Consider the following 17,112-nt stretch of genomic DNA (forward strand, 5'->3'; position numbering starts at 1 on the left):
AGATTTTCCTCTGTAAATCTTACCATTCAAGCAAAAACGAACAAACATGTCATTTGTTCGTCTTCACTTTAGAAAGGATTGATTAGATTTTCACTTCGATCACAGCATCACCCTTAGCAACTGAACCTGTTGCGACTGGAGCTACTGAAGCGTAGTCAGCTGTATTTGTAACGATAACCATTGTTGTATCATCAAGTCCAGCTGCAGCGATTTTGTTTGAGTCAAATGTTCCAAGAACATCGCCTGCTTTCACCTTGTCACCTTGAGCAACTTTTTGTTCGAAACCTTCACCGTTCATTGTTACAGTGTCGATACCAACGTGGATCAAGACTTCAGCACCAGCAGTTGTTTTCAAACCGAAGGCATGTCCTGTTGGAAAGGCAATTGAAACTTCAGCATCAGCTGGTGCATATACCACACCTTGGCTAGGTTTCACAGCGATACCTTGTCCCATAGCTCCACTTGAGAAGACTGGGTCATTGACATCAGCAAGAGCTACAACGTCACCGACGATAGGAGTTACAAGTGTTTCATTTTGAAGAGCTGCTGGAATGTTGCCAGTTGTTTCTTCTTGGACCAAACGTTCTGTCTCTACTTCAGTAGCAACTTCTTTTTCATCCTCATAACCAAACATGTAAGTAAGGGCAAAACCAAGGGCAAATGATACAGCTACCATAAGAAGGTATTGGGCAAGTTGTCCGTTACCGATGTAAAGCATTGTACCAGGGATGATGGTGATACCATTACCAGTACCAGCAAGGCCAAGGATAGAAGCCAATCCACCACCGATTGCACCAGCAATCAATGAAAGGAAGAATGGTTTACGGAAGCGCAAGTTCACCCCGAAGATAGCAGGCTCTGTAATACCTAGGAAGGCAGATAGAGCAGCTGGGAAAGCAAGTGTTTTTAGTTTTGGATTTTTAGTCTTAACACCAACCGCAACAGTCGCAGCACCTTGAGCTGTCATAGCAGCTGTGATGATAGCGTTGAATGGGTTAGCATGGTCAGCAGCAAGCAATTGCACTTCAAGCAAGTTGAAGATGTGGTGCACACCTGACACGACGATCAATTGATGAACTCCACCAATCAAGAAACCACCAAGACCAAATGGCATGCTGAGGATCGCTTTTGTAGCGACGAGGATGTAGTTTTCAACAACGTGGAAGACTGGTCCAATGACAAAGAGTCCAAGGATAGACATGACCAAAAGTGTCACGAATGGTGTTACCAAGAGGTCAATGACATCTGGAACAACCTTGCGGACAGCTTTTTCAAATTTAGCTCCGACAACCCCGATGATGAAGGCTGGAAGAACTGAACCTTGCAAACCAACAACAGGGATAAAACCAAAGAAGTTCATAGCTGTTACTTCACCACCTGAAGCGACTGCCCAAGCGTTTGGAAGTGAGCCAGAAACAAGCATCATACCAAGAACGATACCAACTGCAGGATTTCCACCGAATACACGGAAGGTTGACCACACAACCAAACCTGGCAAGATGATGAAGGCTGTATCTGTCAAGATTTGTGTGTAAGTTGCAAAGTCACCTGGAAGTGGCATTTCAAGAGCGTTAAAAAGACCACGCACACCCATGAAGAGACCTGTCGCTACGATAACTGGGATGATTGGAACAAAAACGTCACCGAAAGTACGGATAGCACGTTGGAACCAATTCCCTTGTTTAGCAGCTTCTGCTTTCATGTCATCTTTAGATGATGTTGGCAAGCCAAGTGCAACAACTTCATCGTACATTTTGTTTACTGTACCAGTACCAAAGATAATTTGGTATTGACCTGAGTTAAAGAAAGCACCTTGAACTTTTTCCAAGTTCTCAATCACTTCTTTATTGATTTTTCCTTCATCTTTAACCATGACACGAAGACGAGTCGCACAGTGGGCAACACTGTTGACATTTTCACGTCCGCCCAAGGCATCGATGACTTTTTTTGCAATTTCCTGATTGTTCATTTGCAAAAATCTCCTTATATAAAATTTTGTTCTTTTCTGAAAGCGATTTTATTCGCCCTACGACTTTTATTTTATCATGTTTTAGAAATATGTCAAGCGTTTTGCAGAAAAAATATTCTATCTACTTAGTGGGTACTCTTTAGATTGATTGTTTTTGATTGTTTTATCAGATATTCCTTGAAAAAATAAGTTTGAAATCTTGGGTGAAAAGGATTTTGCTTCATTTTCTTTCAATTTTTTGTAGATAGATGATTGATTTTCTGCTTTTAATTTGTGATAAACGTTTGACAGTTTTTTCTCTTTTTTAACATAAAAGACTTGCTTTTTTAACCGAAAACGGTTACTATTAAAAGTGATAAGATTTTTGGAGGAATGAATGAATGGAATGGACAACTGAGCGTCGTTACAGACTTTATCAAGATTGGACGCAAGAAGAAATTCAACATATAAAAGAAAATATGGCACAATCTCCATGGCACACTCATTACCACATTGAGCCAAAAATAGGACTTCTCAACGATCCAAATGGCTTTTCTTACTTTGATGGGAAGTGGATTGTTTTTTATCAGAACTTTCCGTTTGGTGCAGCCCACGGTTTAAAATCTTGGGTGCAATTGGAAAGCGAGGACTTGGTTCACTTCACAGAAACTGGGGTCAAAGTTTTGCCTGATACTCCATTAGATAGTCACGGTGCCTACTCTGGTTCTGCCATGCAATTTGGCGATCAGCTATTCCTATTTTATACAGGAAATGTTCGCGATGAAAACTGGATCCGTCACCCATACCAAATCGGTGCTTTGATGGACAAAGAAGGCAAGATTACCAAGATTGACAAGATCTTGATTGATCAGCCTACAGACTCTACCGACCACTTCCGCGATCCGCAAATTTTTAACTTCAAGGGGCAATATTATGCTATCGTCGGTGGACAGGACTTGGAGAAAAAAGGCTTCGTCCGTCTCTACAAGGCTGTGGACAACGACTACACAAACTGGCAAGCTGTTGGCGACCTTGACTTTGCTAACGACCGCACTGCCTATATGATGGAATGTCCAAATCTGGTCTTTGTAGGAGAGCAACCTGTCCTTCTCTACTGCCCACAAGGATTGGATAAAGATGTTCTAGACTACGATAATATCTATCCAAATATGTATAAGATTGGAGCTTCCTTTGACCCTGAAAATGCCAAAATGGTTGATGTGTCTCAACTTCAAAATATGGATTATGGTTTCGAAGCCTATGCTACCCAAGCCTTCAACGCTCCTGACGGACGTGCTCTAGCTGTTAGCTGGCTTGGATTACCTGATGTTTCATATCCATCTGACCGTTTTGACCACCAAGGAACCTTCTCTTTGGTCAAAGAACTCACTATCAAAGACGGCAAACTCTACCAATACCCAGTCGCAGCTATCAAGGACCTTCGTGCCTCTGAAGAAGCCTTCTCAAACCGTGTTCAAACCAAGAACACATACGAACTTGAACTCAACTTGGAAGCCAATAGCAAAAGCGAGATTGTCCTACTTGCGGATAAAGAAGGTAAGGGACTTTCAATCAACTTTGACCTTGTAAATGGTCAAGTGACAGTAGATCGTAGCCAAGCTGGTGAACAGTATGCTCAAGAATTTGGAACAACTCGTTCTTGTCCTATCGATAATCAGGCTACTACTGCTACGATTTTCATCGATAACTCTGTCTTTGAAATTTTCATCAATAAAGGAGAAAAAGTATTTTCTGGTCGTGTCTTCCCACATGCAGACCAAAATGGTATCCTGATTAAATCTGGAAACCCAACTGGAACTTACTATGAATTAGATTATGGTCGCAAAACTAACTGATGTCGCCAAACTTGCAGGCGTCAGCCCTACTACCGTCTCTCGGGTTATCAATAAAAAAGGCTATCTCTCTGAGAAAACCATCCAAAAGGTAAATGAAGCCATGCGAGAATTGGGCTATAAACCCAACAACCTAGCTCGTAGCTTGCAAGGAAAATCAGCCAAATTAATCGGTTTGATTTTCCCCAATATTTCCAACGTTTTCTATGCAGAATTGATTGACAAGCTAGAACACCAACTCTTCAAAAATGGTTACAAGACCATCATCTGCAACAGCGAGCACGATTCTGAGAAGGAGCGAGAATACATCGAAATGTTGGAAGCCAATCAGGTGGACGGCATCATTTCTGGTAGTCACAACTTGGGAATCGAAGACTACAATCGCGTGACAGCGCCGATTATTTCCTTTGACCGAAACCTGTCTCCAGATATTCCCGTCGTCTCCTCTGACAACTATGCTGGTGGAGTTCTTGCTGCCCAAACCTTGGCTAAGACAGGCGCCCAGTCTATCATCATGATTACAGGGAATGACAATTCCAATTCACCAACTGGACTGCGCCACGCTGGTTTTGCTTCTGTACTCCCCAAAGCTCCTATTATCAATGTTTCCAGTGACTTTTCTCCCGTCAGAAAAGAAATGGAAATCAAAAATATCTTGACCCGTCAAAAACCAGATGCCATCTTTGCTTCAGATGATTTGACAGCTATTCTGGTCATTAAAATTGCTCAAGAACTGGGCATTTCTGTCCCTGAAGAACTCAAGGTCATCGGATATGATGGAACCTACTTTATCGAGAATTACTACCCTCAACTGGCTACTATTAAGCAACCTTTGGAAGAGATTGCCTGCCTCACTGTTGACCTCCTCTTGCAGAAGATCGAAGGCAAGGAAGTCACCACAACTGGTTACTTTTTACCAGTTACTCTATTACCTGGAAAAAGTATTTAAACACAAGAAAACTCAGACCGATCGGTCTGAGTTTTTTATGATCTTAAGTTTTCTAGATAGCGCTGGGCTGTCTCTAAGTTAAAGGTTTTATCTGCGATGAGGCGATCGACTAGAGGAGCTACCTCGGATTCACTGGCTCCTGCTAGGAGAGCTAAGGATTTAGCCTGCAATTTCATATGGCCTTGCTGAATCCCTGTACTGACCAAGGCTTTGAGGGCCGCAAAGTTTTGGGCAAGTCCGATAGACACGATAAGCTGGGCTAATTCTTTGGCAGAAGGATTTCCCAGTAATTCATGACTGAGGGCTACACGAGGGTTGAGACCGATAGAGCCACCCTTGGTCGCCACAGGCATGGGCAGGGTCATCTCACCGACCAATTCTTCTCTTTCAAAGTCCAGTGTCCAGCGACTAAGACCTTGGTAATGTCCATCTCGACTGGCAAAGGCATGGGTCCCAGCTTCAATGGCACGCCAGTCATTACCAGTGGCAATCAAAATGGCATCAATGCCGTTAAAAATCCCTTTATTGTGGGTAGCTGCTCGATAAGGATCAGCCTGCGCAAACTGGCTAGCCAAAGTAATTTTCTCTGCAATTCCTCGTCCTTGATCCTTTTGGCGACTCAAATAGCGAAAGGCGATGCGACAGCTGGCTGTCACTAGAGAATCGGTCGCGTAGTTGGACAGGATTCCCATGAGACTCTGTCCCTGACTGAGTTCTTCTAAGACTGGTTTCAAGGCTTCCAGCATGGTGTTGAGCATATTGGCTCCCATGGCTTCCTGGGTATCGACATGGAGATAAACAACGAGAAAGTCAGTTTCGCCTTTTATCTGCTCTACATGCAAATCACGCGCCCCACCTCCACGTTTGACGATAGAAGGATAGGCCTGATTGGCAAGTTCCAAGAGCTCAGCTTTCTTGCTAACAATCTTCTCTTGAGCTTGTTCAGGTTCAGCAACTTGATAAAGGGCTACCTGCCCAATCATCTGGCGCTGATGAACCTGAGCAGTAAAGCCACCTGCTCGCTTGATGATTTTACTTGCATAGCTGGCCGCAGCAACCACGGACGGTTCTTCTGTCACATAGGGAACTGTGTATTCCTGACCGTTAACGAGAACCTCTGGGACCAGCGAATAAGGCAGAGAAAAAGTTCCCACTACATTCTCACTCAGCTGGTCTGCCACAGTCACACTCATCTGTTCATCCTGCTCCAAACTCGCTTGTCTCTCAGGACTAAGGAGCGCCTGAGTTTTTAATAGCTCAAGGCGCTCATGGTATGATTTTTTAGAAAATCCATTCCAACTTATCTTCATTATTTTTCAACCTTGCTATAACGGCGTTGGTGGTCAACAATTTCAACCAAGGCAAAATCTTGATTTTCATAGCCAGCAAACTGGGTAGAGTTTGTTTCATCCAAGTCTACTTCCTCAAAGAAGACCTTTTCGTATTCTGCGACAGACAGGGCAGTTCGTTGATTGAGCTTGTTCAAACGGTCCTTATCCAGATAAGCTTCATATCCTTCAACCAATTCACCACTGAAGAACTCAGCCACGGCACCACTTCCGTAACTATAAAGGGCAATTTTATCCCCAGCCTTCAAACTATCTGTATTTTCCAAGAGAGACAAGAGTCCAAGGAAGAGGGAACCTGTATAGATATTCCCTACCTTTTGACTGTAGAGAATAGACTGGTCAAAATGCTTTTGCAAGAGGTCTTTTTTCTCTTGAGGCAAGTTCTTATCCATGATTTTTTTCAAGCCTTTTAAGGCTAATTTAGGATAAGGCAAGTGGAAGCAAACAGCCGCAAAATCATCCAAAGTAAGCTGGTAACGTTTTTGGTATTCAAGCCAAGTCGTTTTCAAGCTATCCAAGTATTGTTGGGTAGAATAGACACCATTTACATACGGAGTTGTCGAGTAATTTGGTCGCCAGAAATCCATGATATCACGAGTCTGAGCCACATTGTCATTATTAAAGGCCATAATGCGTGGATTTTGTGTAATCAACATAGCCACACTTCCAGCACCCTGAGTGGGTTCTCCTGGAGTTTCAATACCATATTTGGCAATATCACTGGCAATGACCAAGACCTTAGACTCTGGAGAATTTTCCACATGCAATTTGGCATAATGAAGGGCAGCAGTCGCCCCATAGCAGGCTTCTTTAATCTCGAAACTACGAGCAAAAGGCTGGATGCCCAGCAAACCATGCACAAAGACGGCCGCAGCTTTACTCTGGTCAATTCCTGACTCGGTCGCCACAATGACCATGTCAATTTCTGCTCTTTCTTGCTCAGTTAAAATAGAGTCACTTGCACTCGCCGCCAAGGTCACGATATCCTCAGTTAGGGGCGCAATACTCAATTCCTTGAGTAAGAGTCCTTTGCTTAATTTTTCAGGATCAATTCCCCTCGCTTCTGCTAAGTCTTGTAATTTCAAGACATATTGACTGGTCGCAAAACCAATCTTATCAATACCGATTGTCATATTTACCTCTGTTTTATCATTCATTGTAAAAAATCGTTCTATACTATTTTATCACAAATGGCAGTAAAAGAGAGAAAAAAGACTTGATTCACCAAATCAAGTCGCTTATTATTCTAACCATTATGCTGTTTTCGTAAATAGGAATAAAGTCTGAGAATCACTGTTCCACTAGCCATTCCAATGGAAATCACCAAAGCCAACATAACAACCAAGGTTGCACTAGCAATGGCATGACTATAATCCCCTGTCACAAAAAAGGCAGTTGTCCGATAGGAGAGATAACCCGGAACCAGAGGTGCCAAGATGGCTAAGATAAAGACCACAGCAGGTGTCTTATAAAGAATACTTAAAATCTGGCTGACACAAGAACCGATAATGGCTGCAATAAAAGTAGCCACAATAACATTGGTCGGTTCCTTGAGCAAGAGATAAATCAGCCAGACAGCCATGCCCAAAATCCCTCCAGGTAAGAGCATAGAACGTTGAACATTGAGTACGATTAAAAAAGTGATAATGGCAAGAAGACTTGCTACTGCTTGTAATAAAAAGGTTGTTAGTGTCATATCAATTCATCAATACCAAGGCGACAGAAGTTCCCGCCCCTAAAGCAAGGGTAATGAGTAGAGATTCAAACATCTTACTCATACCAGAGTTTATGTGGTTGGTCATAATATCACGAACCGCATTGGTCAAGGCAATTCCTGGTACAAAAGGCATGACCGCACCAGCTATAATCAAATCTGCAGTTGAAGGGAAACCTGTGTAGCGAGCCCAAAACTGGGCTATCATTCCAAAGACAAAGGCTCCAGCAAAGGCTGTCACAAAGGGAATTCGGATAAATTTTTCCACATAGAGGGAAAAGGCAAAACCAAATAAGGTCGCTACTCCTGCCCCGAGTGCGTCGTAGATGTTTCCACTAAACATAACTGAAAAGAAAGGGGCACTAAAGGTCGCAGCCAAAGTTACCTGCAACTTAGTATAGGGAAGGGGTTGAGCTTGCAAAGTCGTCAATTGCTTGAAGGCTGTCTCTAAATCAAGCTTTCCACCTACTAACTGACGAGAAATCTGGTTCACATCGCAGACTTTTTCGATGTTATAAGAAGAAGAGGTCACGCGCTTCATACGCGAAATATTGGTATTTTCAATGGAGAAAAAGATAGCGGCAGGCATGGCAAGGACATTGCAATCCATTATCCCCTGCGAATGCGCAATCCGAATCATGGTATCTTCTACACGATGAATCTCTGAACCACTTTTGAGTAGAATGGTTCCTGCTAACATAATCACATCGATGACAGCATTTAATTCTTTTGATTCTTCCATGCTTGCCTCCTTTTATCAACTCCCTCTATTCTATCACAAATCCGGACTCAAAAAAAATCTTTGCCATGAAATCATGACAAAGATTCGTTTAATCACGAGAATTTTCGTGGTTGCCTTCACTACTTGATTGAGTAGTAGCAGGTGCATTCCCTCGTTGATTTCCTTGTTGGTTCCCCTGACTTGGTGTTGTGGCAGAACCTTGGTTTCCATGTTGGGCTGGTGCTGATGATGACGTTGACGGCGGTGTTTTCGGTCTGTAGATTGAAATCTTGACACGCGTCTTCGTCAAATCAACCTTTTCACCTGCTTTTGGACTCTGCTCAACGACAGTACCCTCAGCAGTTCCAGCGGGAGCTGTCGACACTTCTACAACTTCAATATTGGCTTCTTTAATACCGACAATTTGAACGAGATTGTTTTTAGTAAATTCAAGACTAGATCCTGTATAACTTGGCATAACAACGCTGGTTACTTTTTTAGCAACGGTTAAGGTAATCGTTGATGCCTTGCTCAAATCATAGGTTGTTCCGGCAGCTGGACTTTGTCTAAGAACAGTTCCTGCTTCACTCTCACTTGATTCTTCTTCCTCAATTTTGATGAGATTTTCAGGAACCTTCTTCTGCTTGAGTTCTGCGATAACATCTGTAGATTTACGGCCGATATAGTTACTCAATTGGAAAGATTGCTTGCCTGATGAGACAACCAAATTGATTTTCGAACCTTCTTTTCGACCAGTTCCAGCGCCAGGATCTGTACGGATAATCCGCCCCTCTTCCACCTTTTCACTAGCCTCTGTTTTCTCTTCACCAATCTCAAAATTGGCTTTCTTGAGAGTTTCCTTGGCCTCCGCAACTGTCTGACCTGCCACATCTGGAATGGCAATAGTTGCAGGCGTTCTGGATAATATCCAAATCAGAGAAGCTGCAACCAATACAATGCTGGCCAACAAAATCATATAACGAACTCTTAATTTCCGTTTCTTAACAGGCTTGTTTGCATAATTGTCTTCGGAAACCTGCTGACTCGGCTTCGCAGTCTGTGGCTTCGGACTCTGTGTTTGCACCTTAGGAATTGAGGTCAAGGTGCTCTGAGATACTTTTGGTAGAGTCTTGGTGTCCGCCTTAGTCGCATCGTCAAAGATCAGCTTTGGTTCATTACGACGATTATAAGACAAACTACTAGACAAGTCCACATACATCTCAGCGACTGATTTATAGCGATTTGTCAATTTCTTGGCAGTTGCCTTGATGACAACATTTTCCAAAGCCTGAGGCACAGATGAATTTTCAGCTATAACCGATGGCAGTGGTTTCTGGAAATGCTGAAGTGCGATGGTCACCGCACTATCCCCGTCATAAGGGATATGGCCCGTCAGCATCTCATAGAAAATAATCCCCATGGCATAGATATCACTCTGTACAGTCGCCTTAGAACCACGCGCCTGCTCTGGTGACAAGTAATGAACTGACCCCAGCATGGAGTTGGTCTGAGTCAGACTCGTCTCAGCAAAGGCTACTGCAATCCCAAAGTCTGTTACCTTGGCAGTCCCATCTGGTGTCAAGAGGATATTTTGAGGTTTCAAGTCCCTATGAACAATTCCTCTGGTATGGGCCAAACGCATGGCTAGGAGGATTTGTCCCATAATGCGGACGGCTTCTTCATTAGAGAGAGGATAGTGTTCCTTGATATAGCGTTTGAGGTCTAGCCCAGCAACATACTCCATTGCAAGATACTGTTGACCGTCTTCCTCACCAATATCTGTTATCCGAACGATATGAGGATGGTCTAGATCTGCCATAGCTCTCGCTTCACGCTGAAAACGAGCTACAGCTATCGGATCCGTCTGGTAGTTGGTCCTCAGGACCTTCACTGCCACTTCTTCTCCGTCTAGAATTAAATCCTTGGCCAAATAGACATCTGCCATGCCTCCTCGGCCAATCTGTTTCACAATCCGATAGCGTCCGGCAAAAATCTTGCCGATTTGGATCATTCTGCTTCCTCCTCGTTCATAGAAACAAGGGCAACCGTAATGTTGTCTAAACCTCCTGCATTGTTAGCAAAACGCACGAGCGTCGCTGTTTTATCTGCCAAAGGAATATCACTGGTTACAATATCACAAATCTCACTACCTGAAATCATATTTGTCAAGCCGTCACTATTAAGTAGGAGATAGTCTCCCAGCCCAAGGGTAATCATTCCAAAATCAGGCTGAATTTCATCTTTTTGACCGATAGACTGGGTAATAATATTTTTCTGTGGATGGCTAGCTGCTTCTTCTGGCGTCAATTGACCTGCCTTAAGCAATTCATTGACCAAGGAATGATCGCTCGTTAACTGGTGGTACTCTTCCCCACGAATCAAACCGATACGAGAATCTCCAATATGGGCATAGATAGCCTGATTGCCAATAATAGCAACAGCCTCAAGAGTTGTTCCCATTCCTTTATAGGCATCATCTTGTCCAAGTTGATGAATCTTTTGATTTTCAATTTCTAGGTAATTGGCGAACCATTCACGCACTTCATTGACTGTATCGATCTGGGTATCAACCCAAGCTATACCTAGGTCTGTTACCGCCATTTCACTAGCGATATTCCCTGCGCGATGACCTCCCATCCCATCAGCTAAAATAATCATTGTACGTCCAGCTCTATTGACATAGTGGTTGACATAGTCTTGGTTATTTGTTCGTTTCTGACCAACATCTGTTAATAATGAAATTTCCATGTGTCAGTTCCTTCCTAATCCGATATCTTGCGAAATTGACTGATGAAGAATCCATCACTTCCATACAATTCAGGTGTAATGAGGATACAGCCGTCTTTCATGATATCCTTACATTCATGCTCTAGTTTTACCTGCTCGAACTCAGGATGACTTTCTAAAAAGGCCTCAACGACTTGAAAATTCTCCTCTGAGACAATAGTACAGGTACTATAAGTTATTATACCACCTTTGCCTAGTGTTTGACAAACACTACCTAATATTTCTAGCTGAATTTCCTGTAAGGACGCGAAATCTGCCGTTTCTTTATTGTATTTTATGTCTGGTTTTCGTCTTAAAAGTCCAATCCCAGAACAAGGGGCATCTACCAAAATCTTGTCAAAAGAATCCTTACTAAAATACTCATGAACCTTTCTGGCGTCCAATTTTTGGGTTTGGACACGGTTTGCCACACCTAAACGCTCTGCATTTTCTTGGATCAAGCTCAGCTTATGATCATAAAGATCCAGAGCAGTAACCTGACCTGTCGTAAGATAAGAGGCAATATGGGCTGTTTTTCCACCTGGAGCCGCACAAGCATCTAGAACCTGCTCATTACCTTGTAAATCAAGCGTCGGAGCAACCAATTGACTAGATTCGTCTTGAATGGTAATGGCTCCCTCCGCAAACAAATCATGACCTGCAAAATGCCCCTGCTCCTTGACGAGACCTGTGTATGCCAAAGAAGACTCAGTCGCCTCTAACAAGGCTTGGATTTCCTCTTTTCTGCTTAAATCAGTCACGCGGATGCTAGCCTTGTTTCGCACCAAAAGACTTTCAAAAATAGCTTGCGCTCGCTCTTCTCCGTATTCTTCCTTGAGCTTAGACACCAACCAAACTGGAAGAGAATAGGCAATGGAATCACGCTTGTTTTTTCGTTTGATACTGGCAATATCTGGCCAGCCTTCACGTAGAATACGACGAAGGACGGCGTTGACCAATTTTTCGCTGCCTTTTTTACGAAATTTGGCTAATTCCACCGCTTCATTAACCACAGCATGGTCTGGAATCTTGTCCAGATAGCTGAGTTGGTAGGCACTCATGAGAAGAAGGACGTAGAGCCAGCTGTCTAACTGATTTCTGTCTTCGATAAAGTGGGATAGGTACCATTCCAGAGTCAGTTTACGGGCTACCGTTCCATAGACCATCTCGGTCACCAAGCCCTTGTCTGCTGCCGAAAGTTGACTTCCCTTAAGATGCTTATTTAAGGCGATGTTTGAGTATGCTTGATTGATGAAGACATCCTCTAATACCGCTAGGGCTAAACTTCTCGCCGTTTCTACTTTAGTCACCAAATCGTTCTCCTACAGTCAATGTCCGTCCAACTCCATTGAGGAAGGAAGCGATGTCCATCTTAGGTTTACCAGCTGGTTGCACTTGTTTGAGGGATAGAGCCCCTTCTGCCGTTGCAACAATCAATTCTTTCTTGCCAATAGAGAGAATCTCACCTGGATTTCCCTGACCTTCTACTGGTAAGGCTTCATAAATCTTAAAGCGGTCGCCCATGAGGAAAGTATGGGCAACAGGCCAGGGGTTCATTCCACGGATTTGGTTAAAGAGTTGACGATTGGTCTTAGTCCAATCTAGTTTTTCTTCCTCTGGCTTGATATTTGGCGAGAAGCTAACCTGACTTGGATCCTGCGGTTCAGGTTGGATTTCCCCAGCAATATAGGCAGGCAAAGTGTCCAAAAGCAAATCACGACCAACAAGAGCTAATTTCTCAAACAAGGTGCCGACATTGTCCTCATCTGTTATAGGAATACTGCGACGAGAAATCATATCCCCTGCATCCATTTCCTTGACCATTTCCATAATGGTCACACCAGCTTCATCATCCCCTTGAATCAAGGCATAATGGATCGGAGCACCACCACGGTGTTTAGGAAGGAGGGAAGCGTGAACATTGACCGCAAAATCCATGCTATCAAGGAGTTTACTTGGGAGAAACTGCCCAAAAGCAGCAGTCACAATTCCATCTGCTCCTAAATTCATAATAGCTTCCATCTCAGGACTTCCAGATAATTTTTCAGGTTGGTAGATCGGAAGCCCTGCTTCCTTGGCAGCCTGCTTGACTGGGGTTTCTTGGATAACTTTTTTTCGCCCAACAGCACGGTCTGGCTGGGTTACAACGGCTAGAATTTCGTAACGGTCATCTGTCAAAAGTCCTTTTAAGACTGTTGCTGAAAAGTCGGGTGTCCCCATAAAGATTAGTTTTGTCATATCTTCTCCTTCTTATAAAAATTGCTGTGGCTCATGGTCAATGCTGAGACGGAGCTCACTATTTTCCCGTTCTTGAGTCAAGGCCAAGACCTGGTTGAGGGTCGGCCCCAACTCATCTTCTAAACGATATTTAATTAAAATCTGATAATGATAAAGGTTGTGGGTGCGGGCAATAGGTTTGGGCGTTGGCCCAAGAATGTTACTGGTCTCTGACAAGCCTGACCGCAAAATGTTCATGACTTCATAGGCACGTTTGACCACCTCTTCTTCCTTCTTGTGAGAAAGGGTAATACCAATGGTGAAATAGTAAGGGGGATAGCCAAGTTGTCGTCGAATCCCCATTTCATAGGCATAAAAGCCTTCATAGTTCTGATCCTTGGCAAATCGAATAGCATAATGTTGCGGATTATAGGACTGAATTAAGACCTGACCAGCTTTTTCAGCTCGACCTGCACGACCTGCCACCTGAGTCAAGAGCTGGAAGGTTCTCTCAGAAGAACGGAAATCAGGCAAATTCAAGGCTGTATCCGCATTGAGCACTCCGACTAGGGTCACATTGGGAAAATCCAAACCCTTGGCAATCATCTGAGTTCCAAGCAAAATATCTGCTTCCCCTCGTCCAAACTGGTCAAGTAGAGCTTGGTGACTGCCTTTCTTGCGCGTCGTATCCACATCCATTCGCAGAATGCGGGCCTGGGGAAAGACTTCTGCCAGCTCGTCATAAGCCTTCTGAGTTCCCGTCCCATAGTAACGAATGCTGCGGCTCTTACAGTTAGGACAGACCTGAGGAATATCCTTCGAAAAACCACAATAATGGCAATTCATAGTCTTGGTGTCCATGTGCAAGGTCAGGGAAATGTCACAGTTGGGACAAGTATCTACCGTCCCACACTCCCGACACATGACAAAGCTAGAATAACCACGGCGATTGAGCATGAGAACCACCTGTTCTTTTTTAGCCAGACGGTCTTGGATAGCTTCAAGCAAAGGGGGCGTAAAGTTTGACGTCTCATTTTGTCCGATATAGTCCCGAAAATCAATCACTTGAACCTCAGGAATCGTAGCTAAAGGATTAGCTCGTTGGGTCAGACGTAAGTGTTGATAGACACCTTTTCCAGCACGCGCACGGCTCTCTAAGCTCGGTGTCGCAGACCCAAGCACCAGGGTCGCTTGATTGTACTGAGCCCGTAAAATAGCCACCTCTCTGGCATGATAACGAGGATTGCTGTCCTGCTTATAAGTCGCCTCATGCTCCTCATCGATAATCATGACACCCAGATTTTTCAGTGGAGCAAAAATGGCCGATCTGGCGCCAACAACAACTTGAGCGTCTCCACGCTCCACCTTGCGCCATTCATCATACTTTTCACCATTGGACAGACCTGAATGAAGGATGGCCACTTTCTCACCAAATCGAGCAATAAAACGCTCCGTCATCTGTGGAGTCAGAGAAATCTCAGGTACCAGCAAAATAGCTGTCTTGCCCTTGTCCAAAGCTCCTTGGATAATCTGCAAGTAAACCTCCGTCTTCCCACTTCCTGTAATTCCTTGAAGGAGGAAGGGAGGCCGATGACTACCAATCGCACTCACAATCGCATCACGCGCCTGTCTTTGCTCTGGATTCAACTCCAAAGGCCGACTTGCCTCAATGCCTTCAAAATAAGTAGCCGAGCGTTGCACTTCCTTTTGAACTATGGTAACAGCACCTTGTTCCACAAAGAAGTTGACTTGCTCTCGCGAATAGGACTCTAGCAAACTAGCCAAGGAAGCACTCTCAGGATGAGACAGCAAATAGTCTCTCAATTCCAATTTTTTCTTAGCACGCGTAGAGATCTCTACACTTTCTAATTGAGCAAGATTTACCTCATACCAGGACTGGGTCTTGACCTTCTTTTGGTCAATCGCCTGATATTCCAGACCAAGTAAGCCTTTTCTAGTCAAACGCATCATTTCAGCTTGCTTGCCTAAATCCAGAGAAGAAAAGGCAAGCGAATCCTCTGAACCAAACAAGCGCTCTCGGTCTTTCTGACTCAGACCTGCCAGAGGATAGAGAATCTTGTCATAGCTGGAGTTCAGAAATCCTGGTAACATAGCCTTGAGGATGGAAATTTTATAAGAGAAGACAGATTTGCGTAACTCCTCAGCCAGCCAGAGTTGTTCTTGCGTGAGAACAGGAGAAAAATCCAGCACCTCAGCAATATCTTTTAAATCTTGCTCTATCTCTTCTTCGTCTGATTGAGACTCCAAACCAAGAACAATCCCTTGAATCAGGCGATTTCCCTTACCAAAAGGCACATGAACCCGCATCCCAACTTCCAGCATTCCCTCAAATTCCTCAGGAATCTTGTAACTATAGGGCTGATCCGTCTGCATCAAGGGCACATCTACGATAATATTGGCTATCGCCATCTTCTCACCTCCTCCTTGTCAGTACATTCTTGCAATAGAAAAAATAAGATTGAGTCCCCCCAACCTTAAATTTTTTCACCATCTTCTTTTTCTTTAGCGATTTGCTCTTTGATTTTCTTTTCTTCTTCTTCTTTGCGGCGTTTTTCTTCTTCGATACGGCGACGCACCGCTTCACGTTTTCCTTCTGGATCTGGGTGAATTGTAACGTTTCCTGATTCGATTTCTTCTAAAGCGCGAAGAGTTGATTTTTCAGATTTGAAACCTTGAGTTGCTGGCGCACCTGCTTCCAATTCGTGGGCACGTTTTGCTTCCAAGATTACGAGTGAATATTTTGATGGAACCTTGTCGAGCAAGGTATCAATAGAGGGTTTTAACATCATTTGCTTGTACCTATTTTCTAAATTTTATCGAGTAGTTGGAGACTTTGGTAACATCTCCTGATAGTGACCAATGACACGATCCACACGGAAGTGCTCTGCTTCGATCACACGTTTGACACGCTCAGCAGCTAGGGGCACCTGATCGTTGACAATCGCATAATCATACTCACGCATGAGAGCAATTTCTTCCTTGGCTTTTTCGATTCGTTGGGCAATCACTTCAGCACTGTCTGTTCCACGTCCTACCAAACGATCTTGCAATTCATCCAAATCTGGTGGTGTCAGGAAGATAAAGACAGCATCTGGAACTTTTTTCTTAACCTGAAGAGCACCCTGAACTTCAATTTCAAGGAAGACATCAATTCCCTTGTCCAAGGTTTCATTGACATAGGTCAGAGGAGTTCCATAGTAGTTGCCGACATATTCTGCGTATTCCAACATCTGTCCTTGACGAATCAGCTCTTCAAACTCTTCCCGAGTACGGAAGAAATAATCAACACCGTCCACTTCTCCAGGACGTTGTGCGCGTGTCGTCATCGATACAGAGTATTGAAATTGGTTTTCAGAACTCTCAAAAATCTCTCTTCTAACCGTTCCTTTTCCAACCCCTGAAGGACCAGAAAATACGATTAGTAAGCCTCGGTCTGCCATTGTGTCTCCTTTTAGTCAGTCTGTAAAAATAAAATAAGATTTCCCTTCAGATAGTAGCATTTTGCACAAACTATCCTTCTACAGTCTTTCTATCTAGTGTAACAAAAAAGCAGTAATTTTTCAACTGCTCTTTC

The 17,112-nt window shown here is 43.7% G+C and carries 14 protein-coding genes; 2 read left to right on the top strand and 12 right to left on the bottom strand.

All coding sequences use genetic code 11. From position 1 onward, the window contains the following. Positions 1 to 82: 82 nt before the first annotated feature. On the bottom strand, positions 83 to 1,969 hold the full coding sequence (locus tag GEZ84_RS05710; protein ID WP_153223826.1) for a sucrose-specific PTS transporter subunit IIBC: 1,887 nt from the start codon (positions 1,967 to 1,969) through the stop codon (positions 83 to 85). 380 nt (positions 1,970 to 2,349) lie between these two features. Between GEZ84_RS05710 and GEZ84_RS05715 the strand changes: the two genes are divergently transcribed. Beyond that, positions 2,350 to 3,804 (top strand): sucrose-6-phosphate hydrolase, encoded by a 1,455-nt coding sequence (locus GEZ84_RS05715; RefSeq protein WP_153223827.1) that lies wholly within the window; start codon positions 2,350 to 2,352, stop codon positions 3,802 to 3,804. After that, positions 3,785 to 4,750, top strand: coding sequence for a LacI family DNA-binding transcriptional regulator (locus GEZ84_RS05720; protein ID WP_153223828.1), 966 nt, complete (start codon positions 3,785 to 3,787; stop codon positions 4,748 to 4,750). The genes GEZ84_RS05715 and GEZ84_RS05720 overlap by 20 nt, the downstream gene beginning before the upstream one ends. Positions 4,751 to 4,785: 35 nt before the next feature. On the opposite strand, the gene GEZ84_RS05725 is transcribed toward GEZ84_RS05720, so the two are convergent. The 11 genes from GEZ84_RS05725 to gmk form a co-directional block, all read right to left on the bottom strand. Continuing rightward, complete coding sequence (locus GEZ84_RS05725) at positions 4,786 to 6,060, bottom strand: hydroxymethylglutaryl-CoA reductase, degradative (RefSeq protein WP_153223829.1); 1,275 nt, start codon at positions 6,058 to 6,060, stop codon at positions 4,786 to 4,788. Further along, positions 6,060 to 7,232: a hydroxymethylglutaryl-CoA synthase gene (locus GEZ84_RS05730; protein WP_194252037.1), complete on the bottom strand. Its 1,173-nt coding sequence runs from the start codon at positions 7,230 to 7,232 to the stop codon at positions 6,060 to 6,062. Before GEZ84_RS05730 ends, GEZ84_RS05725 begins: the two co-directional genes overlap by 1 nt. 113 nt (positions 7,233 to 7,345) lie before the next feature. Further along, on the bottom strand, positions 7,346 to 7,795 hold the full coding sequence (locus GEZ84_RS05735; RefSeq protein WP_033686494.1) for a threonine/serine exporter family protein: 450 nt from the start codon (positions 7,793 to 7,795) through the stop codon (positions 7,346 to 7,348). Position 7,796: 1 nt separating this feature from the next. Then, positions 7,797 to 8,555 (bottom strand): threonine/serine exporter family protein, encoded by a 759-nt coding sequence (locus GEZ84_RS05740; protein WP_153223831.1) that lies wholly within the window; start codon positions 8,553 to 8,555, stop codon positions 7,797 to 7,799. Positions 8,556 to 8,643: 88 nt separating this feature from the next. Beyond that, the gene (gene pknB, locus GEZ84_RS05745; protein WP_153223832.1) at positions 8,644 to 10,545 is read right to left on the bottom strand and encodes a Stk1 family PASTA domain-containing Ser/Thr kinase; all 1,902 of its coding nucleotides are present in this window, start codon (positions 10,543 to 10,545) and stop codon (positions 8,644 to 8,646) included. Next, entirely contained in the window at positions 10,542 to 11,282 is a 741-nt protein-coding gene (locus tag GEZ84_RS05750; protein ID WP_153223833.1) for a Stp1/IreP family PP2C-type Ser/Thr phosphatase, read from the bottom strand. Before GEZ84_RS05750 ends, pknB begins: the two co-directional genes overlap by 4 nt. A 14-nt stretch (positions 11,283 to 11,296) precedes the next feature. Next, entirely contained in the window at positions 11,297 to 12,610 is a 1,314-nt protein-coding gene (rsmB, locus tag GEZ84_RS05755; RefSeq protein ID WP_319946431.1) for a 16S rRNA (cytosine(967)-C(5))-methyltransferase RsmB, read from the bottom strand. After that, complete coding sequence (fmt, locus tag GEZ84_RS05760; protein WP_153223835.1) at positions 12,603 to 13,538, bottom strand: methionyl-tRNA formyltransferase; 936 nt, start codon at positions 13,536 to 13,538, stop codon at positions 12,603 to 12,605. Before fmt ends, rsmB begins: the two co-directional genes overlap by 8 nt. A gap of 12 nt (positions 13,539 to 13,550) precedes the next feature. Further along, entirely contained in the window at positions 13,551 to 15,947 is a 2,397-nt protein-coding gene (locus GEZ84_RS05765) for a primosomal protein N' (protein WP_153223836.1), read from the bottom strand. A 65-nt stretch (positions 15,948 to 16,012) separates the two neighbouring features. Beyond that, positions 16,013 to 16,327, bottom strand: a complete 315-nt coding sequence (gene rpoZ / locus GEZ84_RS05770) for a DNA-directed RNA polymerase subunit omega (protein ID WP_000979235.1) — start codon at positions 16,325 to 16,327, stop codon at positions 16,013 to 16,015. Positions 16,328 to 16,351: 24 nt separating this feature from the next. Next, entirely contained in the window at positions 16,352 to 16,978 is a 627-nt protein-coding gene (gene gmk, locus GEZ84_RS05775; protein ID WP_000775041.1) for a guanylate kinase, read from the bottom strand. Between the last annotated feature and the right edge of the window lie 134 nt (positions 16,979 to 17,112).

It is taken from the genome of Streptococcus mitis, from assembly GCF_009496155.1.
Classification (GTDB): Bacteria; Bacillota; Bacilli; order Lactobacillales; family Streptococcaceae; genus Streptococcus; species Streptococcus mitis_BQ.

What these genes read in the sequence shown, in the direction of transcription:
- GEZ84_RS05710 (WP_153223826.1), bottom strand. Translation starts at nt 1,969, where the DNA reads ATGAACAATCAGGAAATTGCAAAAAAAGTCATCGATGCCTTGGGCGGA.
- GEZ84_RS05715 (WP_153223827.1), top strand. Translation starts at nt 2,350, where the DNA reads ATGGAATGGACAACTGAGCGTCGTTACAGACTTTATCAAGATTGGACG.
- GEZ84_RS05720 (WP_153223828.1), top strand. Translation starts at nt 3,785, where the DNA reads ATGGTCGCAAAACTAACTGATGTCGCCAAACTTGCAGGCGTCAGCCCT.
- GEZ84_RS05725 (WP_153223829.1), bottom strand. Translation starts at nt 6,060, where the DNA reads ATGAAGATAAGTTGGAATGGATTTTCTAAAAAATCATACCATGAGCGC.
- GEZ84_RS05730 (WP_194252037.1), bottom strand. Translation starts at nt 7,232, where the DNA reads ATGACAATCGGTATTGATAAGATTGGTTTTGCGACCAGTCAATATGTC.
- GEZ84_RS05735 (WP_033686494.1), bottom strand. Translation starts at nt 7,795, where the DNA reads ATGACACTAACAACCTTTTTATTACAAGCAGTAGCAAGTCTTCTTGCC.
- GEZ84_RS05740 (WP_153223831.1), bottom strand. Translation starts at nt 8,555, where the DNA reads ATGGAAGAATCAAAAGAATTAAATGCTGTCATCGATGTGATTATGTTA.
- pknB (WP_153223832.1), bottom strand. Translation starts at nt 10,545, where the DNA reads ATGATCCAAATCGGCAAGATTTTTGCCGGACGCTATCGGATTGTGAAA.
- GEZ84_RS05750 (WP_153223833.1), bottom strand. Translation starts at nt 11,282, where the DNA reads ATGGAAATTTCATTATTAACAGATGTTGGTCAGAAACGAACAAATAAC.
- fmt (WP_153223835.1), bottom strand. Translation starts at nt 13,538, where the DNA reads ATGACAAAACTAATCTTTATGGGGACACCCGACTTTTCAGCAACAGTC.
- GEZ84_RS05765 (WP_153223836.1), bottom strand. Translation starts at nt 15,947, where the DNA reads ATGGCGATAGCCAATATTATCGTAGATGTGCCCTTGATGCAGACGGAT.
- rpoZ (WP_000979235.1), bottom strand. Translation starts at nt 16,327, where the DNA reads ATGATGTTAAAACCCTCTATTGATACCTTGCTCGACAAGGTTCCATCA.
- gmk (WP_000775041.1), bottom strand. Translation starts at nt 16,978, where the DNA reads ATGGCAGACCGAGGCTTACTAATCGTATTTTCTGGTCCTTCAGGGGTT.